This is a genomic window from Mesorhizobium huakuii, assembly GCF_014189455.1.
Classification (GTDB): domain Bacteria; phylum Pseudomonadota; class Alphaproteobacteria; order Rhizobiales; family Rhizobiaceae; genus Mesorhizobium; species Mesorhizobium huakuii_A.
In genome coordinates this window covers 3,679,826-3,703,835 of sequence record NZ_CP050296.1, presented here as the reverse complement: position 1 = coordinate 3,703,835, position 24,010 = coordinate 3,679,826, and the positions used below count along the sequence as shown (strand labels likewise).

16 protein-coding genes and 2 pseudogenes are annotated in these 24,010 nt (G+C 64.6%); 11 read left to right on the top strand and 7 right to left on the bottom strand.

From position 1 onward, the window contains the following. Positions 1 to 38: 38 nt before the first annotated feature. Positions 39 to 893 carry a hypothetical protein gene (locus HB778_RS18295; protein ID WP_183455802.1) on the top strand — a complete coding sequence of 285 codons (855 nt, stop codon included), beginning with the start codon at positions 39 to 41 and terminating at the stop codon, positions 891 to 893. A 73-nt stretch (positions 894 to 966) separates the two neighbouring features. Next, entirely contained in the window at positions 967 to 1,770 is an 804-nt protein-coding gene (locus HB778_RS18290) for an isocitrate lyase/PEP mutase family protein (protein ID WP_183455800.1), read from the top strand. A 23-nt stretch (positions 1,771 to 1,793) separates the two neighbouring features. On the opposite strand, the pseudogene HB778_RS18285 reads toward HB778_RS18290, so the two are convergent. Beyond that, positions 1,794 to 2,491: pseudogene (locus HB778_RS18285) on the bottom strand (sulfate transporter family protein). Positions 2,492 to 2,581: 90 nt separating this feature from the next. Beyond that, positions 2,582 to 3,484: a DMT family transporter gene (locus tag HB778_RS18280; protein ID WP_183455798.1), complete on the bottom strand. Its 903-nt coding sequence runs from the start codon at positions 3,482 to 3,484 to the stop codon at positions 2,582 to 2,584. 234 nt (positions 3,485 to 3,718) lie between these two features. Here HB778_RS18280 and HB778_RS18275 point away from each other — a divergent pair, with 234 nt between their 5' ends. Together HB778_RS18275 and HB778_RS18270 are read left to right on the top strand one after the other, a co-directional pair. Next, the gene (locus HB778_RS18275) at positions 3,719 to 4,711 is read left to right on the top strand and encodes an adenosine kinase (RefSeq protein ID WP_183455796.1); all 993 of its coding nucleotides are present in this window, start codon (positions 3,719 to 3,721) and stop codon (positions 4,709 to 4,711) included. A 427-nt stretch (positions 4,712 to 5,138) separates the two neighbouring features. After that, positions 5,139 to 5,837: an antitoxin Xre/MbcA/ParS toxin-binding domain-containing protein gene (locus HB778_RS18270; protein WP_183455794.1), complete on the top strand. Its 699-nt coding sequence runs from the start codon at positions 5,139 to 5,141 to the stop codon at positions 5,835 to 5,837. Positions 5,838 to 5,893: 56 nt separating this feature from the next. Here the strand turns inward: HB778_RS18270 and HB778_RS18265 are convergent, their stop codons facing one another. Beyond that, complete coding sequence (locus HB778_RS18265) at positions 5,894 to 6,979, bottom strand: sensor domain-containing diguanylate cyclase (RefSeq protein WP_183455792.1); 1,086 nt, start codon at positions 6,977 to 6,979, stop codon at positions 5,894 to 5,896. 184 nt (positions 6,980 to 7,163) lie between these two features. Beyond that, on the bottom strand, positions 7,164 to 9,443 hold the full coding sequence (locus HB778_RS18260) for an NADP-dependent malic enzyme (protein ID WP_183455790.1): 2,280 nt from the start codon (positions 9,441 to 9,443) through the stop codon (positions 7,164 to 7,166). A gap of 300 nt (positions 9,444 to 9,743) precedes the next feature. Between HB778_RS18260 and mutS the strand changes: the two are divergent. Next, positions 9,744 to 12,393, top strand: a pseudogene (mutS, locus tag HB778_RS18255) (DNA mismatch repair protein MutS). 74 nt (positions 12,394 to 12,467) lie between these two features. Here mutS and HB778_RS18250 read toward each other — a convergent pair. The 3 genes from HB778_RS18250 to HB778_RS18240 form a co-directional block, all read right to left on the bottom strand. Continuing rightward, the gene (locus HB778_RS18250; RefSeq protein ID WP_183455788.1) at positions 12,468 to 13,313 is read right to left on the bottom strand and encodes an aldo/keto reductase; all 846 of its coding nucleotides are present in this window, start codon (positions 13,311 to 13,313) and stop codon (positions 12,468 to 12,470) included. A gap of 90 nt (positions 13,314 to 13,403) precedes the next feature. Next, on the bottom strand, positions 13,404 to 13,793 hold the full coding sequence (gene copM / locus HB778_RS18245) for a CopM family metallochaperone (RefSeq protein ID WP_183455786.1): 390 nt from the start codon (positions 13,791 to 13,793) through the stop codon (positions 13,404 to 13,406). Between the two features lie 43 nt (positions 13,794 to 13,836). Then, positions 13,837 to 16,356: a heavy metal translocating P-type ATPase gene (locus HB778_RS18240; protein WP_183455784.1), complete on the bottom strand. Its 2,520-nt coding sequence runs from the start codon at positions 16,354 to 16,356 to the stop codon at positions 13,837 to 13,839. Positions 16,357 to 16,502: 146 nt separating this feature from the next. On the opposite strand from HB778_RS18240, the gene HB778_RS18235 reads away from it, so the two are divergent. From HB778_RS18235 to HB778_RS18210, 6 genes are all read left to right on the top strand, one after another. Further along, positions 16,503 to 16,679 (top strand): hypothetical protein, encoded by a 177-nt coding sequence (locus tag HB778_RS18235; RefSeq protein ID WP_183455782.1) that lies wholly within the window; start codon positions 16,503 to 16,505, stop codon positions 16,677 to 16,679. A gap of 118 nt (positions 16,680 to 16,797) precedes the next feature. Then, on the top strand, positions 16,798 to 17,595 hold the full coding sequence (locus tag HB778_RS18230; protein WP_183455780.1) for a glycosyltransferase family 25 protein: 798 nt from the start codon (positions 16,798 to 16,800) through the stop codon (positions 17,593 to 17,595). A 90-nt stretch (positions 17,596 to 17,685) separates the two neighbouring features. Then, on the top strand, positions 17,686 to 20,487 hold the full coding sequence (locus tag HB778_RS18225) for a [protein-PII] uridylyltransferase (RefSeq protein WP_183455778.1): 2,802 nt from the start codon (positions 17,686 to 17,688) through the stop codon (positions 20,485 to 20,487). A gap of 46 nt (positions 20,488 to 20,533) precedes the next feature. Then, positions 20,534 to 22,141, top strand: a complete 1,608-nt coding sequence (gene murJ, locus HB778_RS18220) for a murein biosynthesis integral membrane protein MurJ (RefSeq protein ID WP_183455776.1) — start codon at positions 20,534 to 20,536, stop codon at positions 22,139 to 22,141. Positions 22,142 to 22,314: 173 nt separating this feature from the next. Continuing rightward, the gene (trpS, locus tag HB778_RS18215) at positions 22,315 to 23,382 is read left to right on the top strand and encodes a tryptophan--tRNA ligase (protein WP_183455774.1); all 1,068 of its coding nucleotides are present in this window, start codon (positions 22,315 to 22,317) and stop codon (positions 23,380 to 23,382) included. A 104-nt stretch (positions 23,383 to 23,486) separates the two neighbouring features. Beyond that, complete coding sequence (locus HB778_RS18210) at positions 23,487 to 23,978, top strand: universal stress protein (RefSeq protein ID WP_095200929.1); 492 nt, start codon at positions 23,487 to 23,489, stop codon at positions 23,976 to 23,978. Positions 23,979 to 24,010: the final 32 nt, after the last annotated feature.

Here is a 24,010-nt window from a genome sequence, read left to right as displayed (position 1 = left end):
ACCCGTGATAGCGTGAGTGGCCTGATCCTGGGGGCCTCATGCCGACGAACCTTTTCCGCTTCATCCTTGCTTTGATGCTGCTGCCGCTCCTATGGACCGGGGCCGGCGCGCAGACTGTGAGCTTTCCCGAACTCAGCAGCACCTTGCCTGGCCGCACCGATGTGACTTACCTCGACCTGGCCAAAACGGTCATCCCGGACCTCGCCTCGGACGGGCAGGGCTTCTACAAGGGCGGGCTGCCGATCGAGATGCGCCACATCGCGGGACCGGATAGCGGTGGTTCGCCGCCCGAGACATCCAGTTTCCCCAACGCCGCCGTGCTGCCCATCAAGGCCGGCGGCAAGGACCGGCTGGCGATGTTGTTCGACCTCGGCGATTCTCCCGACAGCGCCGAGGGCTATGCAATACTGGCGCTCTACGACGTCACGGCCAAGCCGAAGCTGCTCGATGCGGCCAATGTCGCGGTCGACCGCAGCACCTATTTCCGCGAACCGAACAAGCTTTCGATCGGCGCCGGCGACGACATGCTCATCACCATGAGCACGCATTTCAATTCGAGCCAGGGCTATGTGATCACGCCGCTGATCATGGTCCGCGACGACAGGTTCGAGCTGATCGACATGATCTACACGTTCGACGAAAGGCTCTGCGCCTACAGCCGCAAGCAGGATGTGGCGTTCCAGTCCATCGCCGACGGCCGGCCTTATGCCGCCGTCAAGGTGACGGTGACCGACAGCACTGTACCCAGCGATGAAAGCTGCGACGACGCGCCGCCCGAGGCGTCGTCGCGCGACATCTCGGTCACATACCACTGGGACAAGAAGACATCGCGCTACGTCGCGGATTCCGACGCACTCGCCAAATTGTCAGCAGAGAACGAGAAACGCTTCTGAACCAAGCGCATTTATTTGCCCGGCCGCAGACGGCGCGATAGCATCCACCCGACACTCGTCATGGGGAGCATTCATGGACAAGGGCAAGATTTTTCGCGACCTGCATGCCTCGACCTTCGTCATGCCCAATCCCTGGGATCCGGGCACGACCAAGCTGCTCGGTTCCTTCGGTTTCAAGGCGCTGGCGACGACCAGCGCCGGCTTTGCCTTTTCGCGTGGCCTGCCGGACGGCGCGGTGACCTTCGAGCAAATGATCCATCATTGCCGCGAGGTGACGGCGGCAACCGACCTGCCGGTCTCGGCCGATCTCGAGAAAGGCAAGGGCGACAGCGCCGAGCGGGCCGCCGAAACCATCTTCGCGGCGGAAGCGGCCGGCCTTGCCGGCTGCTCGATCGAGGACCACACCGGTGACCCGGACAAGCCGATCTATGATTTCTCGCACGCGGTCGAGCGCGTGGCGGCGGCGGTGGAAGCGGCGCGGGCCCTGAAACGCGATTTCGTCTTCACCGCGCGCGCCGAGAATTTTCTCTGGGGCAAGTCCGATCTCGACGACACCATCAAGCGGCTGCAGGCCTTCGAGAAGGCCGGCGCCGACGTGCTCTATGCGCCGGGCATCGGCGACGTCGAGATGGTGCGCACGCTCTGCTCGGCGGTCGGCAAGCCGGTCAACGTCATGGCGAAACCGGGCTTCACCATCGCCGATCTCGCAATGGCCGGCGTCAAGCGCATTTCGCTCGGACCGTGGCTGACCAATTTCGCCTACGGCATGCTGGAGACGGCGGCGCGCGAAATCCAGCAGGACGGCACGTTCGGCTTCACCCGCGCCGCCATGCCGTTCGGCAAATTGCAGGCGTTGTACGGCAAATCCTCAGCCTAAAGGGCCGATTGCGACACTTGCGGTTACCGGCGGCTTTCGCGCGCCGAGATCGCTTTGTGCAGATGCACCATCATGGCGGCGGCGAAGAGCGGCGTCAGCAGATTGAGCAGCGGCACGGCCAGGAAGGCGGCGATGACCAGCCCGGCTAGGAAAACCGTACCGGCATACTGCTTGCGCAAGGCCCTGGCTTCTTCCTCCAGGCGAAAGCGCATGGCGGCGAATTCGAAGAATTCGCGGCCGAGCAGATAGCCGTTGACGATGAAGAAAGCGGCGATGTTGATGCCCGGCACCAGCAGCAGCAGAAGCGCCACGATGTTGCCGAGGATGACGACGCCGAAGAATTTTATCGCCAGCACCAGCGAGCGCAGCGCCGGCATGGCGCGCCCGATCGGCTCGCGGGGATAGTCGGTGCGCTCGACCACTTCGGCGACATCGTCGAGGAACAGGCCGGCGATCACCGCCGTGACCGGTGCGACGAGCAGGGCCATGCCGAAGGCAAGGGCTATGGCCGCGACGATGCCGCCCAGCCAGCCGGCCCAGGACGGTATGCCGGGCAACAAGGCCTGCAGCCATGGCAGAGCCAGCCACTCGACAAGGCTGGTCAGGCCGAACCACAAGGCGACCAGCGCCAGCACGGTCAGGCCCAGCGTCTTGACGAACACGGCACGAAACGGCGGCGAGAGCAGCTCGAGGGCGCGGTGCGGGCAGCGTCGAAAATCACCGTGCTTCAACCCCCAGGTCAGCGGACACCGCCGAAAGGCGGGACGCCCCCGAGATAGGCAGCGCGGGTCGCGAGCACAAGCGCGGATCGCTACCGCGCGAAGGCCGGTTTGCGGACCGGGATGGTCATGGCCGCGACACCGACCACGACAAAGGCCATGCCCAGCCACGCCGTCGGCCCCAGGCTTTCACCGAGGAAGACAGCGCCGATGCCGACGCCGATCGGCACGCGCAGATAGGCCTGCGACGTCGTGCCGACGGAACCCAGCGTGTGGATGAGGCGGAAATATATGACGAAGGCGAGCGCCGTCGAAAACACCGAGAGGCCGAGCAGGGCCAGGATCGACGCCGTCGACGGCGTGAGCGTCCAGGGCTGGTCGACAACCAGGCTGACCGGCACCAGTATGACCGCGCCGCAGAGCATCGAACCGGCCGCCGGCAGCATCGGATCGAGACCCTTGAAGCCACGGCCGAAGATGGCGGCGCCGGCATAGCAGATCGTTGCCACGACGATGGCGACCTGCGCCCACAACTCGTGACCGAGACCACCCAGCGCCTCGGTGCCGACGATGAGGCAGATGCCGGCTATGCCGGCGCCGACACCGATGAGCTTGCGCACCGTGACCGGCTCATGGCGGGTGATGAGCGCCGTCAGCAGGAAGGTGAAAATCGGCGATGTGGAATTGAGGATGGTGGCGAGGCCGGCATCGACCGAGCGCTCGGCCGCCGCGATCAGCGTAAACGGTATGACGCTGTTGAGGCAGGCCTGGAAGGCGAAGCGGCGCCAGGTGACCGCATCGTGCGGCATGGCGAGCCCGCGCCAGCGGATGATGGCGAACAGGATGCCGCCGGCAATCAAGGTGCGGGCGGCGATGAAAGTCACCGGCGGGATCGTTTCGACGCCGATCTTGATGAAGGTGTAGGAGGCGCCCCACAGCACCGCCAGCACGCCGAGCAAGGCCAGGTCGGTTGTCGTGTCGTTCTTTGCGGTCATGGGCCTGCCGTCTTCGGATGCGGTCGATCAAGCCTGACTTCTAGGCAACGCCGCGAAGAAATGCTTCGTCCACGGTCGAATTGTCGTAGCGCCTGACGTGTCGCGCTCCAGGGTCCGGGCCAGGCCGGCATCAGCTGAATATCAACATACCCTAGGCAAAGCCGTCGCGAATCGCTAAACCCGCGCCCGGCCAGCGTGGCAAGAAGCCGGCTCGGGTTTTTGGCGGAGACATTGATGCCGGATTATGACGTGCTTTGCATCGGCAATGCCATTGTCGACATCATCGCCCAGTGCGAGGAGGAATTCCTCGAAACCAACGGCATCATCAAGGGCGCGATGAACCTCATCGATACCCGGCGCGCCGAACTGCTCTACAGCCGCATGGGTCCGGCGATCGAGGCTTCCGGCGGCAGCGCCGGCAACACGGCGGCCGGCGTCGCCTCCTTCGGCGGACGCGCCGCCTTCTTCGGCAAGGTCTCCAATGATGCGCTGGGCGAAATCTACGCGCACGACATCCATGCGCAAGGCGTCGCCTTCGACACCAAACCGCTCGCGGGCGAGCCGCCGACGGCGCGGTCGATGATCTTCGTCACGCCCGATGGCGAGCGCTCGATGAACACCTATCTCGGCGCCTGCGTCGAGCTTGGGCCCGAGGATGTCGAAGCCGACAAGGCATCGGGCGCCAAGGTCACCTATTTCGAAGGCTATCTGTGGGACCCGCCGCGCGCCAAGGAAGCAATCCGGCAGACGGCCAGGCTGGCGCACGCGGCAGGCCGCGAAGTGTCGATGACATTGTCGGATTCGTTCTGCGTCGACCGCTATCGCGACGAGTTCCTCGAGCTGATGCGCTCGGGCACGGTCGACATCGTCTTTGCCAACAGCCACGAGATCAAATCGCTCTACCAGACATCGTCCTTCGACGAGGCGCTGGCGCAAATCCGCAAGGACTGCAAGATCGCTGCCGTGACCCGCTCGGAAAAGGGCTCGGTCATCGTGCGCGGCGACGAGACCGTGGTCATCCAGGCCACCGCGATCCGGGAACTGGTCGACACGACGGGCGCCGGCGATCTCTACGCCGCCGGTTTCCTGCACGGCTACACGCAAGGCCGCGACCTCAAGACCTGCGGCGACCTCGGCTCACTGGCCGCCGGCCTGGTGATCCAGCAGCTCGGCCCGAGGCCAAGGCAGAATTTGCGCCGCGAGGCGGAACTGGCTGGGTTGCTGTAGGGCGCCTTTCCCTTCTCCCCTTGTGGGAGAAGGTGGCCTCGCGAAGCGAGGTCGGAGGAGGGGTGTTCCAGCTTGGCAATGACGGCATTCCGTCACGCACCCCTCAACCGTCTCGGCGCTGCGCGCCGATCCACCACCCTGGGCGAGTCACGGGCCTCGCCCGCCCTTCGGGCCCCACAGGGGAGAAGGAAGAGCGCCTCGCTTCTCACCGTCGCGTGACTGTCACATATCGCTCCTACACGAAATCGAGAGCGTCCCGTGACTGACATTTCGGGGCACTCGCAGTCAGATGGGGTGTTGAAGAATGCAAGACAGCAAGCTGTCGGGCGGCGCGATCCGTTGCCGCCATGATTTCCGTTTTCCGCACTAGAAATTCAGCAATCGGCCGCGGCTGAGGGAGGAGCGCGCGCGGCCGGAAGACAGATTCATGAGCAGATTTCAGACAACCGGTCTTGGACAGGACGACTTCGCGGAGATGGTCGCGGAGGACGTCGAGCGCGCGCTTGCCCATTATGACGAGGCCATAAACCAGTCCACCGTGGTCTCGGTCGGCAAGATCGCCGGCAGCATAGCGTCCGCCGTCACCTTGCTGTCGCCAAAGCACCAGCGCGCGATCGACGCCATCCATGCCGACCTTCCCGGCCTTGCCTCGAAATTCGTGCGCGCGCTGGCGGCCGAAGCCGCGCGCCGCAGCGAAGCCGGCACAGCCGGGACCACAAATCCGTCGACGGCTTTGCTGGCCGATGAGCCGCTTCCTCCGCCGCAGTCCGACGACCTCGAATCGATGCTGATCGAGGACTGGGCGGGCCGTGTCGCCGGCTCGACCTATCTGGAAGAAAACCTGCGCATCGCCCGCTCGACCCTGCACCGCTGGCAAAGGCGCGGCGACGTCATCGCCTTGCGCAAGGGCGGCCGCAAACACGTCTTCCCGCTGGCGCAATTCGTCGACGGCAGGCCGGTCGCGGGCCTAAGCGACGTGCAGTCGCTGATCGGCAATCCGAGACTGACCTGGCTGTGGCTGACGCGGCCGTCGGCGCAACTCGACGGCCGCATTCCGATCGACCTGCTGCGGCAGGACCAGATCGATGAAGTGGTCGAAGCGGCGCGGGTGTTCGCGCCGGGCTGAAGCCGGCGCGGTCAACCCTCGGATTTCGGAGTCGACATAAGTTCGCGCCGATAGCGCTACGCGGACTTGCGAAGGTGAGGCCCGGACGATGGCTGTTGCGGCGCCATTTCCGTGGCGGTGACCAGCCGGTTTCGGCCACTCTTCTTTCCGACATACATCAGCCGGTCGGCGAGCGCGATCAGCGCTTCGGAATCGGCGGCCTCCGCTGGATACATGGCGACGCCAACGGTGCAGCCGACCTGGATGGCGCCATTGGGCGTCGGAACCTTGATCCGCAACCTTTCCAGGATGCGTTCGGCGACCCGCACGGCCTTCTGCTGTGCCAGATCGGTGTCGGCCGAGAACAGGAAGGCGAACTCGTCGCCGCCAAGCCGGGCGACGAAATCGGCGCTGCGCAGGATCGAGCGAAGCTGGCTCGAGACGCGCTGCAGCAGCGCATCGCCGGCTTCGTGGCCAAGCGTGTCGTTGACTTCCTTGAACCGGTCGAGGTCGATGAACAGAAGCCCGGCCGCCTCGCCGGTGGCGCCACAGCGGGCGACCACCGATTTGAGCTCATTGTGGAAAGCACGCCGGTTGGGCAGGTCGGTCAAGGCATCGTGGTTGGCCGAATGGTCGCTCTGCTGCTTCGCCACCTCGATCTCGCGTTTTTGCGCCGACAGTTCCTCGTTGGCGGTCTTGAGATCGAGGACCAGCTGGGCGTTGAGGTCCTCGACAACCTTGCGGTCGCTGATGTCGACGACGAAGCCCTCCAGAAATTCGAGTTCGCCGGCTTCGTCCCAGACACCGCCGCCGATCTCGCGGACCCAGAGCGGTTCGCCGGCCCGCGGCACGATGCGGTAGTCGACGTTCCAGTTGCAGCGCGCCTCGAGCGCGGCGTCGACGGCGGCATAGACCGACGGCAAATCATCCGGGTGGATGGCCGAGACATAGTCGCGCACCGCGTTGTGAATGAAATCGCTCGGCCGATAGCCGCTGACGGTGAAAATACCGTCGCTGATATAGAGCATGGTGTAGGACACGTCGTTGCGGCAGCGGTAGAGATAACCGTCCATGCGGCCGGTGATGCTGAGCAAGGCGTCCAGCCGCTCGTCGTGGTAGACCCCCTGGCCAACCACGGATACAGAAACTCCGTCATGCTTCATGGCCGCACCCCCATTTAGCGGTCTGAGCGCGCCGTGGATGCCGTTACGGCATGTCGGCAAGAGCTTCCCTATATCAGCTGAATCTTATCAATGTCTTATGGGTGTGAGGTGCGACGGCGTTTTGAGCGCCACCGCCTTTCGAAGACCCAGATCGTCGGCTTTTCGTTCCTTGCGCGAACTGTCGTTACGTCCCCGCCGTATAGGCTGCGATCGCCGCCATGTTGACAATGTCGCTGTCCTTGGCATTCAGCGAAACAATCTGCACCGGCTTGTTCAGTCCGACCAGCAGCGGGCCGATGACCGTCGAGCCGCCGAGTTCCTGTAGCATCTTGGTCGAGATCGAGGCCGAGTGGAATGCCGGCATGATCAGCACATTGGCGGGGCCGGTGAGGCGAATGAAGGGGTACTGCGCCATGGCGCGGGCGTTGAGCGCGACGTCGGCGGCCATTTCGCCGTCATATTCGAAATCGACGCGGCGCTTGTCGAGGATGCGCACCGCTTCCTGGACGCGCTCGGAGCGTTCGCCCTGCGGATGGCCGAAGGTGGAATAGGCAAGCATGGCGAGCCTCGGCTCATAGCCCATGCGGCGGGCAAAGCCGGCCGCCTCCTCGGCGATGTCGGCGATCTGCTCGGCGTTCGGCATGTCGTGCACGGCGGTGTCGGCGACCAGCACGGTCTTGCCTCGCGCGAGCACGATCGAGACGCCGATGACGCGGTGGCCGGGCTTGGCGTCGATGACACGGCGGATGTCGTCGAGCGCGGTGGAATAGTTGCGGGTCACGCCGGTGACGATGCCGTCGGCGTCGCCCAGCGCCACCATGCAGGCGGCAAAATGGTTGCGGTCATTGTTGATCAGGCGCTGGCAGTCGCGGAACAGGAAGCCTTTGCGCTGCATGCGTTCGTAGAGATAGTCGGTGTAGATGCCGTTGCGGCGCGACAGCCTCGCATTGATGATCTCGATGCCCTGTTTGTTGAGGTCGATGCCGGCGTGCTTGGCGTTTTCCTTGATGACGTCGTCGCGGCCAAGCAGGATGGCGGTGCCGAGCCGCTGGTTCACATAGGAAACGGCGGCGCGCATGACCTGCTCCTCCTCGCCCTCGGCGAAGACGATGCGCTTGGGCTGGCGGCGCACGCGGTCGTAGATGCGCTGGAGGGTGGAGGCGATCGGGTCGCGGCGGGCGGACAGTTCCTGCGCATAGCGGTCGAGATCGAGGATCGGCTTGCGGGCGACGCCGGACTCCATCGCCGCCTTGGCCACCGCCAGCGGAATGGCCGAGATCAGGCGCGGGTCGAACGGCACCGGAATGATGTAGTTGGGGCCGAATTTCGGCCGGTTGCCCTGATAGGCGGCCGCGACATCATCGGGCACGTCCTTGCGCGCCAGTTCGGCGAGCGCACGGGCTGCAGCGATCTTCATGTCGTCATTGATGGTGGTTGCCCGCACATCAAGCGCGCCGCGAAAAATGTAGGGGAAGCCGAGCACGTTGTTGACCTGGTTCGGATAGTCCGAACGCCCGGTCGCCATGATGGCGTCGGTGCGGATCTCGGCCACTTCCTCCGGCGTGATTTCGGGATCCGGATTGGCCATGGCGAAGATGATCGGGTTCTTGGCCATCGACTGCACCATGGCGGTGGTCAGCGCGCCCTTGGCCGAGAGGCCGAGGAAGACATCGGCGCCGTCGAGCGCCTCGGCGAGGCTGCGCGTGTCGGTCTTGACCGCATGCGCCGACTTCCACTGGTTCATGCCTTCGGTGCGGCCCTGGTAGACCACGCCCTTGGTGTCGCACAGGATGATGTTTTCGGGCGCGAAGCCCATCGCCTTCATCAGCTCGATGCAGGCGATGCCGGCAGCACCGGCGCCGTTGCAGACCATTTTCGTGGTCTTCATGTCGCGGCCGGTGATTTCCAGCGCGTTGATCAGGCCGGCGGCCGAGATGATTGCGGTGCCGTGCTGGTCGTCGTGGAAGACGGGGATGTCCATCAATTCGCGCAGCCGCTGCTCGATGATGAAGCATTCCGGCGCCTTGATGTCCTCCAGGTTGATGCCGCCGAAGGAGGGGCCGAGGAAGCGCACGCAATTGATGAATTCGTCGGCGTCCTCGGTGTCGACCTCGAGATCGATGGAATCGACATCGGCGAAGCGCTTAAACAGCACTGCCTTGCCTTCCATCACCGGCTTGGAGGCCAGCGCACCGAGATTGCCGAGACCAAGGATGGCAGTGCCGTTGGAGATGACGGCGACCATGTTGCCGCGCGTCGTGTAGTCGAAGGCGCGGCTGGGGTCCTCGGCGATGGCCAGGACAGGCACCGCGACGCCCGGCGAATAGGCAAGGCTCAGATCGCGTTGGGTGGCCATCGGCTTGGTGGCGACGACCTCCAGCTTGCCGGGCCGGCCCATCGCGTGGAATTCGAGCGCTTCCTGCGCGCTGACGGACGGGCCGCTGTTCTCGGTTTTCCTGGCCATGATGCTTTTGATTTCCTCGCCGGTGGGTGCAGCACCTCCTTGAAGCGGGTGCTTTGTTTCGGTCCGAATTAAGACCACACACCGCCGCGTGTAAACCGCCGGCACGCCGGAATCGCGGATCGGACGGGAAATTGCGGGTAGCCGGTCGCCTCCGTCGTCCCCTGCTTTTCGAAGCCCCGGCATTAAACCCGGCCATCACATCTGCTAGCGTGCCCGGTCATGAACATGCACAGCCCGAACGAGCCCGACGCCCCCGAGGTGATCACGCCGCCGCAGCCCGGCACGGCCGCCGTGACGCCGATGATGGAGCAGTTCATCGAGATCAAGGCGGCGAACCCGGATTCGCTGCTGTTCTACCGCATGGGCGATTTCTACGAGCTGTTCTTCGACGACGCCGAAAAGGCGAGCCGGGCGCTGGGCATTGTGCTCACCAAGCGCGGCAAGCACCAGGGCCACGACATCCCGATGTGCGGCGTGCCGGTGCATGCGGCCGACGACTATCTGCAGAAACTGATCGGCCAGGGTTTTCGCGTCGCCGTCTGCGAGCAGATCGAGGATCCGGCCGAGGCCAAGAAACGCGGCGGGAAATCCGTGGTGCGCCGCGACGTGGTGCGGCTGGTGACGCCGGGCACCATCACCGAGGACAAATTGCTGGCGCCGTCGGAATCGAGTTTCCTGATGGCGCTGGGGCGGGTGAAGGGCGGGGCGGACCATTCCTTCGCAATTGCCTGGATCGACATCTCGACCGGCGCTTTCCGCGTTGCCGAGACGACCGCCGACCGGCTGCTCGCCGACATCTTCCGTGTCGATCCGCGCGAGCTGATCGTCGCCGAACCGGTGTTCCATGATCCCGAACTGAGGCCGGTATTCGACGTGCTCGGCCGCGTCGCCAACCCGCAGCCGCCGTCGCTGTTCGATTCGGCCTCGGCCACCGGACGCATCGCCCGCTTCTTCGAGGTTGCGACGCCGGACAGTTTTGGCGCGTTTTCGCGCGCCGAACTGTCGGCGATCTCGGGCGCCATCGCCTATGTCGAGAAGACGCAGAGGGCCGAGCGGCCGCCTTTGTCGCGGCCCGAGCGCGAGGAGCAGGGCTCGACGCTGTTCATCGATCCGGCGACGCGCGGCAATCTCGAACTCTTGCGCACATTGTCCGGTAGTCGCGAAGGCTCGCTGTTCAAGGCGATCGACCGCACCGTGACCGGCGGCGGCGCCAGGCTGCTCGCAGACCGGCTGATGGCGCCACTGACCGATCCGTCAGCGATCGGCGCGCGCCTCGACTCGGTCTCGTTCTTCCGTTCCGAAACCCGGCTGTGCCAGGCGGTGCGAACGAGCCTGAAGAGCGTCGCCGACATGCCGCGGGCCTTGTCGAGACTGGCGCTCAACCGCGGCGGTCCGCGCGACCTCGGCGCGTTGCGTGCCGGCTTCGAGGCAGCCGGCGCGATCGCCGACATCTTCGCCGCCACTGCCCTGCCCCAGGAATTGGCCGGCGCAATGGCCGCCATTCAAGCGCTGCCCCAAGCGCTTGCCCGGCATCTGACGCAGGCGCTGGGCGAGGAACTGCCGCTGCTCAAACGCGACGGTGGCTTCGTCCGTGGCGGATACCACCCGGAACTCGACGAGATGCGGGCGTTGCGTGATGAATCGAGAAAGGTCATCGCCGGGCTGGAGCGCTCGCTGATCGAGGAGACCGGTATCCGATCGCTGAAAATCCGGCACAACAATGTGCTGGGTTACTATATCGAGGTGACCGCCAACCACCATGCGGTGATGACCGGCAGCGATGGCGCCAAGGCGCGCTTCATCCATCGCCAGACCATGGCCAATGCCATGCGCTTCACCACGACCGAGCTTGCCGAGCTCGAGACCAAGATCGCCAATGCCGCCGACCGGGCACTCAGCATCGAACTGGCGGCCTTCGATGCGCTGACGGTGGAAGCCGTCGGCGAGGCGGAAAAAGATCCGTGCCGGCGCCGATGCGCTCGCCGTGATCGACGTGTCGGCGGCGCTGGCGCTGCTCTCGGAAAGCGAGGCGTGGTGCCGGCCGGTGGTGGATTCGAGCCTCGCCTTCGAGATTTCCGGCGGCCGGCATCCGGTGGTCGAGCAGGCCTTGCGCCGCTCCGGCGAAGGCCCGTTCGTTGCCAATGACTGCGACCTCTCACCCGAGGGCAGCGCCAAGAACGGTGCGATCTGGCTGCTGACCGGCCCGAACATGGGCGGTAAGTCGACGTTCCTGCGGCAGAACGCGCTGATCGCGATCCTGGCCCAGACCGGCTCCTTCGTGCCGGCGCAGAGCGCCCATATCGGCGTCGTCGACCGGCTGTTCTCGCGGGTCGGCGCCTCGGACGATCTGGCGCGCGGCCGCTCGACCTTCATGGTCGAGATGGTCGAGACGGCGGCGATCCTCAACCAGGCCGGCGAACGGGCGCTGGTGATCCTCGACGAGATCGGCCGCGGCACCGCCACCTTCGACGGCCTGTCGATCGCCTGGGCGGCAGTGGAATATCTGCACGAGAAGAACCGCTGCCGGGCGATCTTCGCCACCCATTTCCACGAAATGACGTCCCTCGCCGGCAAGCTGGCGCGGCTCCACAACGTCACCATGCGGGTCAAGGAATGGGAAGGCGACGTCGTCTTCCTGCATGAGGTCGGCAAGGGTGCCGCCGACCGCTCCTACGGCGTCCAGGTGGCGCGGCTCGCCGGCCTGCCGGAAGCTGTGGTCGACCGGGCCAAGCAGGTGCTGCACCAGTTGGAGGAAGGCGAGGTTTCCGGCAAGACCAACCGGCTGGTCGACGACCTGCCGCTGTTTTCCGTGGCGGTGAAGCGGGAAGCGCCGAAGCCGGTGAAGAGCGACGCGCTCGGCGCCGCCCTCGGCGAGATCAATCCCGACGAGATGACGCCAAGGGAGGCGCTGGAAGCGCTCTACCGGTTGAAGGGACTGGCAGGAAAATAGTTTTGCCATCCGGGCGGCGGCGCCGAAACCGCCAATCTCCCCCTCGTGGGGGAGATTGGCAGCTTCATCGCTGATCAGATCATCTCCAGGCCGCGCTTGCGTGTCGGCGGCGGAAAACCACGGTCGAGATCGGCGATGTCCTGCGGCGTAAGCTTGATGTCGAGTGCGGCGACATTCTGTCGGACATGCTCCTGGCTGCTGGCTTTCGGAATGGCGATGACGCCCTCCTGGTGCATCACCCAGGCCAAAGCGATCTGTGCCGCGGTGGCATTGTGGCGGGCGGCCACGGCTTCAAGTCTGCCGTTGCGCGCCAACGCGCCCTGCTCGACCGGCGAATAGGCCATCAGCGGGATGCCTCGCTTGCGACTCCAGGGCGCGAGATCGAACTCGGGGCCGCGCCGGACCAGATTGTAGAGCACCTGATTGGTCTGGACGTTGCCGCCATCGGGCAAGCGGGCCAGATCCTCCATGTCCTCGGTGTCGAAATTGCTGACGCCCCAATGGCGGATCTTGCCGGCTTTCTTCAAGGCCTCGAAGGCCTCGACCGTCTCGGCCAAAGGCACGCTGCCCGGCCAATGCAGGAGATAGAGGTCGATCCGGTCGGTGCGCAGGCGCTTCAGGCTGTTCTCGCAGGCGCGCTGCACACCCGCGCGCGACGCGTTTGAGGGCAGCACTTTTGAGACCACGAAGACCTCGGCGCGGCGGCCGGCAATGGCTTCGGCCACCACCTCCTCGGCGCCGCCGCTGGCATACATTTCGGCGGTGTCGATCAGCGTGATGCCAAGGTCGAGGCCGAGTTTGAGAGCGTTCACCTCATCGGCACGTCGGCGCGAATCCTCGCCCATCTTCCAGGTGCCCTGGCCGAGCACCTGAACGGCTTCGCCAGAGGGCAGCGTAGTGGTTCTGATGGCAGATGGCATGGCAGGCTCCGTTTTGAGGCCGGATCGCATCACAGGGCGGGCGAGAAATCCAGAGGCGTTCTCACCCAAATCTCCCCATCGCGAAAGGGCTCACTTCACCGGATGAGCAGCAAGCCAGTCCTGCATCTGCTTGATCTCGGCTTCCTGCGCGGCGATGACGCCTTCGGCAAGCTTGCGGATTTCCGGGTCCTTGCCATTGGCAAGCTCGACCTTGGCCATGTCGATGGCGCCCTGATGGTGCGGAATCATGCCGCGGACGAAGTCGACATCGGCATTGCCGGTGTATTTGACCATCATGTCCTTGTGCATCTTGTCCATCGCCTTCTTGTAGCCAGCGGTGGCAGGGCTTTGCGCACCCATCGCCATGCCGGCCATGTCATGTTTCATCTCTTCGCTCTGCGCCGGAACGCTTTCGAGGAAGACGGCGAGCAGCATTCCGGCCGCCATCAGCAAAAGCACGAGTTTCTTGGCCAAGGTCATTCATGGTCTCCTGTTGATTGGGTTTCGTATTTGGGGGTTTGGATCAGAGTTTCAACGTCCGCAGCCGCAATGCGTTTGCGATGACCGAGACCGAGGACAGGCTCATCGCCGCCGCCGCCAGCATCGGCGACAAAAGCATGCCGGTGAGCGGATAGAGCACGCCGGCGGCGACGGGCACGCCAAGCACGTTGTAGAGGAAGGCGAAGAACAGGTTCTGGCGGATGTTGCCGATCGTTGCCTGGGCCAGCGTTCGAGCCCGCACGATGCCGTTGAGGTCGCCCTTGACCAGGGTGATGCCGGCGCTCTCGACCGCCACATCGGCGCCGGTGCCCATCGCGATGCCGACATCGGCGCTGGCCAGGGCCGGCGCATCGTTGACGCCGTCGCCAGCCATGGCGACACCGGCGCCCCTGCCGCGCAGTTCCTCGACCAGGGCCGCCTTCTGTTCCGGCAGCAGACCGGCGCGAACCTCGTCGATGCCGAGGCTTTTGGCGATCGCGTTGGCGGTGCGCTCATTGTCGCCGGTCGCCATGATGATCCTGAGGCCGCTGTCATGCAGCGCCTTGATCGCCTCGGCGGTGGTCGCCTTGACCGGATCGGCGACGGCGACGATGCCGGCCAGTCTGCCGCGGACAGCGACAAACATTGCCGTCTTGCCATCGCCCTGCAGCGCTTCGGCGCTGACTGAGGCGGCGGAAACGTCGATGCCGAGGTCGCGCATCATCGCGGCGTTGCCGAGCGCGACAGTCTTGCCCGACACCGTACCGGAAACGCCCTTGCCGGTGACGGCCTCGAAATCGCTGGCGTCAGTGACGGTTACACCGCGCGCAGCAGCGCCTTCGACGACAGCCTCGGCCAGTGGATGCTCCGAGCCCTTCTCCAGGCTGGCGGCGAGCCCCAGCAATTCGTCTTCGGAAAAGCCGTTTGCCACAACAACATCCGTCAGTTTAGGCCGGCCCTCGGTCAAGGTCCCGGTCTTGTCGACGATCAGCGTGTCGACGGAGGCGAAGCGTTCGAGCGCGGCGGCTTCCTTGATCAGCACGCCGGCATGCGCGCCGCGCCCGGTGGCGGTCATGATCGACATCGGCGTGGCGAGGCCGAGCGCACAGGGACAGGCGATGATCAGCACCGAGACCGCCGAGACGATGGCGAAGATCAGGCTGGGTTCGGGGCCGAAGATAGCCCAGGCAATGAACGCCACGATGGCGACAAGGACGACGGCCGGGACGAAGTAGAAGGAAACGCGGTCGGCCAAACCCTGGATCGGCGCGCGCGAGCGCTGTGCCTTGGCGACGAGTTCGACGATGCGCGCAAGCGTGGTCTCGGCGCCGATGCGTTCGGCGCGCATGATCAGCGAGCCGTTTTTGTTGAGCGTGCCGCCGGTCAGGGCGTCGCCTTCGGCCTTTTCAACCGGCAGCGGCTCACCCGTGATCATGGATTCGTCGATGGAGGAGCGGCCTTCGAGCACGGTGCCGTCGACCGGCACGGCATCGCCGGGCCGAATGCGCAGGCGATCACCGGCCTTGACGCTGTCCAGCGGCACGTCGGTCTCGGAACCGTCTTCGCCGATGCGCCGCGCGGTCTTCGGCGCCAGATCGAGCAAGGCGCGGATCGCCGATCCGGTCTTTTCGCGGGCGCGCAATTCCAGCACCTGACCAAGGAAGACCAGCGCGACGATGACGGCGGCGGCCTCGAAATAGACCGGCACCGCGCCGCCATGGCTGCGGAACTGATGCGGGAAGATGTCGGGGAAGAGTGTGGCGACGACGCTGTAGAGATAGGCCGCACCGACGCCGAGCGAAATCAGCGTCCACATGTTAGGGCTGCGGTTGAGGACCGACTCCCAGCCACGATGAAAGAAAGGAAAGGCAGCCCAGAGCACCACCGGGCTTGCCAACGCCAACTCCGCCCAAGTTTTTGTCCGGTCGCTGACCAGATTTTCGAAGCTCAGGCCGACCATCGGCGCCATGGCGATGATCAGAAGCGGGATCGACAGGATCGCGCTGCCCCAGAGCCGCCTGGTGAAGTCGACCAGCTCGGGATTTGGCCCTTCATCGCCTGATGGTACGCCCATCGGCTCCAGCGCCATGCCACAGATCGGGCAGGAGCCGGGCTTATCGCGGACGATTTCTGGATGCATCGGGCAGGTGTATTGCGTGCCCTTGGGCGCCGGCACCGGCGCCGGCCTGTCACCGAGATAGGTTTGCGGTGCCGCCTCGAATTTCGCCTTGCAGCCGGCGGAACAGAAATAGAAGCCCTGGCCTTCATGCCGGACGAAGTGCCTGGCCGTGGCACGGTCGACACTCATGCCGCAAACGGGGTCGGCGGCCGTCATGTATTTTTCCGGCTCGGCCTGGAATTTCGTGCGGCAACCTTCACTGCAGAAATGATAGAGGCGGCCGCCATGCTCCGATGTCGGCTTGCCAGCGGCCGGATCCACGGTCATGCCGCAGACCGGATCGCGCAGAACGGCCGCCGCATCCACACCTTTCGGCGCGCAACAGCTGCCATGCGCGCCATGCGCATGGTGGTCGCCGTGGTGATCATGGTCCGGATGCGTCATGCCAAAATGCCTCTGTGCCTCTGTGCCTCTGTGCCTCTGTCTGGTGCGGAGGTAGTGCTTCCAGTAACTGGAAGGTCAAGGGCTGTTCCGATTTTTTCGTTTCTAGCCCGGTATTGGCCGCTCGCCCTGCAACTGGCGGCCACATCATGTCGCGGCAAATGGCGCGCGACATCCTCTACGCGACCGCGCAGGCCAGCGCGGTGGCCGATGATCTCGTCTTCAATCCGGCGTTCCCGACATCGGGCGCAATGTCACGGCAATCCTGGGAAGTCACGCTGGCTTTTAAAGCCTGGCTCTCTGTTGGCTCTCCCATTGCGGCATGATATCCACGTCAGAAAGATCAACAAACCATAGCGTCGCCTGTGCTAGAAGGCTCCCGCGGTGCTCGGCGGCTCCCGCCGGTTTCGTGGAAGCAAGGGTTTCGAACAAATAGCTCGTGAAATGAAGCGTCTGGTCATCAACCTCGATCGATCTCCCGAGCGGCTTGCCCACATGTCGAAGGAATTCGCCCGCATCGGCATTGGGTTCGAACGCGTCGCGGGGATCGATGGCAAGGAACATCCCGACCTGATGCTGCAGCCGCAGCACGCAATACATGCCATCCGGCCGCTCTCCGGCAGTGAAATCGCCTGCCTGCACAGTCATCGAGCCTGCTGGACGATCATTGCGCAGGACGAGGCCCCATACGGCGCCGTGTTCGAGGACGACATGGTCTTCTCCAGCAAGGCCGGGGCGTTGTTGGGCGATACGAGCTGGGTGCCGGCGGACGCCGATGTCGTGAAGCTCGAGACGTTCTTCTCCACAACCGTGATCCAGAGGAGAGGGACCTCTGCCGGACATGGCTTTTCCATGGTCCGGCTCCGCAAGGGCCATCCGGGGGCCGGGGGATATCTGCTTTCGCGGCGAACGGCGCGCGACTTTCTGGAGGCAACGGCGCAGGTCAACATTGCTACCGATGATCTCATCTTCAACCCCATCATGTCGGCCGGCAAGACCATCTACCAACTTGTTCCGGCTCTCTGCGCACAGGATCAGTTCGTCGGCGGAAAGCTGCCAAGCCTGCTTGACCAGGAACGCGATGCCGCGCGAACCGCGAGCGGGGTTATGGCGAGGCAGAGGAAGCCGATGGCCGTGAGAATCAGCAGAGAAGCCGGGCGAACCGCACGGTGGATCGCCGATTTCTGCAGATTCCGGCAACGGATCGTCGTTCCCCTCGATCCGATCGAGGCATCGGACTAGACCGCTTCCCGGGCCACCAGCAGGCCCCATACCCAGCGCCGCGAAAACACGCTATAGACGCCGCCCAAATGGCAAGGCCGACTGATACCTATGGCGAAAATCTCCCTGAAGCTCGATGAACTGATCGACGGCGAAGCCTTGCGCCGCGAGATGACCGCGCTGACGACGGCCACGGCGGGCGACGGTTCGGGAGCGGCGGCCCGCGCCGGTGTGCTTCAGCTTCTCAAGGCCCGGCTTGCCGAAGGCCGAAAGATCGCCGAAGCCATGCTGAGGGAAGATGGCGGCGGCAACGCCTGTGCCGAGCGGCTGTCGCATCTCATGGACGAGCTGATCCGGGCGCTCTACGATTTCGCGGCGACGCATGTCTACCGGGTGAAGAACCGTTCGTCGGCCGAACGCATGGCCGTCGTCGCGGTCGGCGGCTATGGCCGCGGCACGCTGGCGCCGGGATCCGACATCGACCTGTTGTTCCTGCTGCCCTACAAGCAGACGCCATGGGGCGAGCAGACCGTCGAATACATGCTCTACATGCTGTGGGATCTGGGCTTAAAGGTCGGCCACGCCACCCGCAACATCGATGAGTGCCTGCGGCTGTCGCGCACCGACATCACCATCCGCACCTCGATCCTGGAAGCCCGCTTCCTGTGGGGCGAACGCAAGCTCTATGACGAGCTGATGCTGCGTTTCGACCACGAGGTGGTGCGCACGACCGGCCCGGAATATGTCCAGGCCAAGCTCGCCGAGCGCGACGAGCGCCACGCCAAGGCCGGCGAAAGCCGCTATCTGGTCGAGCCCAACGTCAAGGACGGCAAGGGCGGCCTGCGCGACCTGCAGACGCTGTTCTGGATCGGCAAGTATTTCTACCGGGTGCGTACCGGCGAGGAACTGGTCGAAAAAGGCGTCTTCACCGAGGCCGAGTACCGTGAGTTCCAGAAAGCCGAGGACTTCCTGTGGGCGGTGCGCTGCCACATGCATTTCCTCACCGGCAAGGCCGAGGAGCGGCTGCATTTCGACATCCAGCGCGAGATCGCCGAGCGGCTCGGCTATACCACCCATCCCGGCCTGTCGGCGGTCGAGCGCTTCATGAAGCACTACTTCCTCGTCGCCAAGGATGTCGGCGACCTGACCCGCATCTTCTGCGCTGCGCTCGAGGAGGAGCAGGCCAAGCACGTGCCCGGCTTCAACCGCATCTTCCTCACCTTCCAGCGCCGTAAGCGCAAGCTCGCCGGCACTTCCGATTTCATCGTCGACAACCATCGCATCAACATCGCCGACGACCAGGTGTTCGAACGCGATCCCGTCAATCTTTTGAGACTGTTCTGGTTCGCCGACAAGCACGGGCTGGAATTCCATCCCGATGCGCTGAAGCTGCTCACCCGCTCGCTCGGCCTGGTCAACAAGTCGCTGCGGCGCGACGAGGAAGCCAACCGGCTGTTCCTCGACATATTGACCTCGGACCGCAATGCCGAGCTCAATCTGCGGCGCATGAACGAGGCCGGGCTGCTGGGGCGGCTGATCCCCGATTTCGGCAAGATCGTCGCCATGATGCAGTTCTCGATGTACCACCACTATACGGTCGACGAGCACCTGATCCGCTGCATCGGCGTGCTGGCAGAAATCGAACGCGGCGACGGCGAGAAGGTTCATCCGTTGTCGCATTCGCTGATGCCGGGCCTGAAGAAGAGCCGCGAGGCGCTCTATGTCGCCGTCTTGCTGCACGATATCGCCAAGGGCAGGCCGGAAGATCATTCCGAGGCCGGCGCCCGCATCGCACGGCGCATCTGTCCGCATATGGGGCTGTCGGCGGCCGACACCGAAACGGTCGCCTGGCTGGTCGAGAACCACCTCGTCATGTCGATGACGGCGCAGACGCGCGATCTCAACGACCGCAAGACGATCGAGGATTTCGCCGCGATCGTGCAGTCGGTCGAGCGGCTGAAGATGCTTTTGATCCTCACCGTATGCGATATCAGGGGTGTCGGACCAGGTGTCTGGAACGGCTGGAAAGGCCAGCTGCTGCGCACGCTCTATTACGAGACCGAACTGCTTCTGACCGGCGGCTTCTCGGAAGTGTCGCGTGCGCAGCGCACGGCGGCGGCGCGCGAACGCCTGGCCGAGGCGCTCGCTGACTGGCCCGACAAGGCCCGCAAACGCTATGTCGGTCTGCACTATGAGAACTATCTGCTGGCCGTCGACCTGCCGGACCAGATTCGCCACGCCGAATTCATCCGCGAGGCGGACGCGGCCGGCAACAAGCTTGCCACCATGGTCAAGACCCACCAGTTCGAGGCGGTGACCGAGATCACCGTTTTGGCGCAGGACCATCCCCGTCTTCTCTCGGTCATTGCCGGGGCCTGCGCCGGCGCCGGCGGCAACATCGTCGACGCGCAGATCTTCACCACGTCGGATGGCCGCGCCCTGGACACGATCCTGATCTCGCGGGAATTCGACCGTGACGAGGACGAGCGCCGGCGTGCCGAGCGCGTCGGCCGGCTGATCGAAGACGTGCTGTCGGGCAAGAGCTGGCTGCCGGAGATGATCGAGAAGCGGACCAAGCCAAGGCGCGGGTCCAAGGTGTTCAAGATCCCGCCACGCGCCGAGATCCGCAACACGCTGTCGAACCGGTTTTCGGTCATCGAGGTCGAAGGGCTGGACCGCCCGGGCCTGCTGTCGGAGATCACCGGCACGCTGTCCGACCTGTCACTCGACATCGCATCGGCACACATCACCACTTTCGGCGAAAAGGTCATCGACACCTTCTATGTCACCGACCTCACCGGCCAGAAGATCGACAACCCGGCTCGTATCGCCACCATCCGCAACCGGCTGATGGCGACGCTCGAAGGCATCACGCCCGAGCGCAATGGTAAGACCAAGGCCGCCGCCGAGTGACGGCCATCATTCCTCTGTTCCAATCCCGCAGGCAGTTTCCAAACGCATGAGCCTCGTCAAGAAATTCGCCACCGTCGCTTCCGGCACGCTGATGAGCCGCGCACTCGGCTTCGGCCGAGAGATGCTGATGGCGGCAGCACTCGGCACCGGACCGGTCGCCGACGCCTTCAACGCCGCCTTCCAGTTCCCCAACACCTTTCGCCGGCTGTTCGCCGAAGGCGCCTTCAACGCCGCCTTCGTGCCGCTGTTTGCCAAGGAGATCGAAACGCACGGCACCGACGGCGCCAAGCGCTTTTCGGAGGAAGTGTTCGGCGTGCTGTTCTCGGCGCTTTTGGCGCTGACCATCGCCATGGAACTGGCGATGCCGCTGATCGTGCGCTACTTGGTGGCGCCGGGTTTCGCCGACACGCCGGGCAAGTTCGAGACGACCGTCCTGTTGGCGACGATCATGTTCCCGTACCTCATCTGCATGTCGCTCGCCGCCATGATGGCGGGCATGCTGAATTCGCTGCGCCGCTATTTCGCTGCGGCCATCGCGCCGGCGTTCCTCAACATCATCCTGATCAGTGTGCTTGGCTATGCCTGGTATCACGGGCTGGATGCCCATGCCGTCGGCTTCAGCCTGTCCTGGGGCGTGCTGGCGGCGGGGCTCGTGCAACTCGCCATCGTCTGGATGGCGGTCCGCAACGCCGGCATCGCGATCGGTTTCCGCCGGCCGAAGATGACGCCGAACGTCAAGCGCCTGCTGATCCTGGCGTTGCCGGCGGCGATCACCGGCGGCATCACCCAGATCAACCAGCTGATCGGCACGGCGATCGCGTCGGCGCAGGACAGCGCCGTCTCCTCGCTCGCCTATGCCGACCGCGTCTATCAGCTGCCGCTCGGTGTCGTCGGTGTGGCGGTGGCGATCGTGCTGTTGCCGGAACTGTCACGGGCGCTGAAGTCAGGCAATCTCATCGAGGCGGCCAATCTGCAGAACCGCTCCGTCGAGTTCACTCTGTTCATGACCTTGCCGGCGGCGGCGGCGCTCTGGGTGATGGCGGAGCCCATCGTGCGGCTGGTCTATGAGCGCGGTGCGTTCGCCGCCAACCATTCGACGCCTGTTGTGGCGGCGATCCTGGCGATCTTCGGCCTCGGCCTGCCAGCCTTCGTGCTGATCAAGGCCTTCACCCCCGGCTATTTCGCCCGCGAGGATACACGCACGCCGATGATCTTCGCCGCCATCTCCGTGGCGGTGAACGTCGCCACCGCGCTGACGCTGTTTCCCAGGATGGGAGCGCCAGGCATTGCGGTCGCCTCGGCCGTGGCCGGCTGGGTCAACGCGCTGATGCTGCTTGCCGTCTTGATCCGGCGCGGCCATTGGGGCCGCGATGCGCCGCTTTTGAAGCGCATTCCCCGGCTGGTGCTGTCGGCAGTTGTGATGGCTGTGGCGCTGTATTTCGCCGAGCATTATTTCGCGGCAAGGCTCGGGCCGGGCTCACCACTGGTCGTCAAGGCGACGACGGTGCTGGCGCTGGTGGCCGGCGGCGCACTGCTCTACTTCATCACCGCCTTTGCCACCGGTGGCGCCGATTTCGGCATGATCCGGCGCAACGTCAAGCGGGGATCGGGCAAAGCAGCACCACCGGTCGCAGAGGCCGAACTGGACGAATAGACCAGGCAAGCCGACTGCAACAGCGGTCTTGATCGTAGCGTCGTGTTCGTTCATAAGCGCGCCGTCGAAAGACTTTCGCCGCGCGCGGTTTCCAGCCGCATGATTGGCTCCAAAAAGTCTGCAACTTTTTGGAATCATGCTTATACGGCCCTCCACAAGCCATGAGGAAACCCATGTCCGCCTTCAAGCCACTCGTCTTCTCCGGCGTCCAGCCGACCGGCAATCTGCATCTCGGCAACTATCTCGGCGCCATCAAGAAATTCGTCGCGCTGCAGGACACGTCCGACTGCATCTATTGCGTCGTCGACCTGCATTCGCTGACCGCGCAGTTGGTCCATGAGGACCTTGCCGACCAGACGCGCTCGATCACCGCCGCCTTCCTCGCCTCCGGCATCGACCCGAAGGAGCACATCGTCTTCAACCAGTCGCGGGTGATGCAGCATGCCGAGCTTGCCTGGATTTTCAACTGCGTCGCGCGCATCGGCTGGATGAACAAGATGACGCAGTTCAAGGACAAGGCTGGCAAGGACCGCGAAAATGCCTCGCTGGGCCTGCTCGCCTATCCCTCGCTGATGGCTGCCGACATCCTGCTCTACCGCGCCACCCATGTGCCGGTGGGCGAGGACCAGAAGCAGCATCTGGAGCTGACCCGCGACATCGCCCAAAAATTCAACAATGATTTTTCGGGCCGCATCGCCAGCCTTGGCGTCGGCATCGAGATGCAGGTCGGGGAGGAGACGGTGAACGGCTTCTTCCCGATCACCGAACCGGTCATCGGCGGCCCGGCGGCGCGCATCATGAGCTTGCGCGACGGGTCGAAGAAGATGTCGAAATCGGACCCGTCGGACCTGTCGCGCATCAATCTGACCGACGATGCCGACACTATCTCAAAGAAGATCCGCAAGGCCAAGACCGATCCGGAAGCCTTGCCGAGCGAGGTCGACGGGCTGGAAAGCCGGCCGGAAGCGGAAAACCTGGTCGGCATCTATGCTGGCCTCGCCGAGATGTCGAAGGCCGACGTGCTGAAGGAATTCGGTGGCCAGCAGTTTTCGGTGTTCAAGCCGGCGCTGGCCGACCTCGCGGTGGAGAAGCTGGCGCCGATCGCCAGCGAGATGCGGCGCATCGAAGGCGACCGCGCCTATGTCGACGCGGTGCTCAAGGACGGCGGCGAACGCGCCGGCGTGCTGGCCGAGACCACCATGAAAACCGTGCGCGACATCATCGGCCTGCTGCAGGGCTGATCTGCATCGCCAGTGCACCGCACCATACTGGCACAAGGCCGGCCGCTTGCGGCCGGCTGGCGCGGGTGGCAGATTGCGGCCGAAAACGCATCGAGTAGATAGACATGGTCTCCAAACGCCTCAGCCGTGAAGCCGGCCATCGCAGGAAGTTCCTGACGATCATCGACGACACGCCCGAGTGCGAGCGCGCCGTCGCCTACGCCTCGAAGCGGGCGCAGAGCACCAGCGGCACGCTGGTGCTGCTCTATGTCATCGTGCCGGACGATTTCCAGCACTGGCTGGGCGTCGAGAAGATCATGCGCGAGGAAGCCAACGCCACGGCGCGCGCGGCTCTCGACGGCCACGCCAACAAGGTGCGCCAGAAGCTTGGCATCGAGCCGGAAATGGTGGTGCGCGAAGGCAAGCCGACGGAAGAGATCCACAAACTGATCGAGGAAGACCAGGACATCGCCATCCTGGTGCTGGCGGCCGGCGCCGGCAAGGAAGGCCCGGGACCGCTGGTCGGCGCAGTGGCCGGCAAGGGCGCGGCCTTCCCCATTCCTGTCACAGTGGTGCCGCAGAATCTGTCCGACGAGGAGATCGACAGCCTCGCCTGAAGCCCGCCCGGGATTCTCTGCCCCAGCCAGCA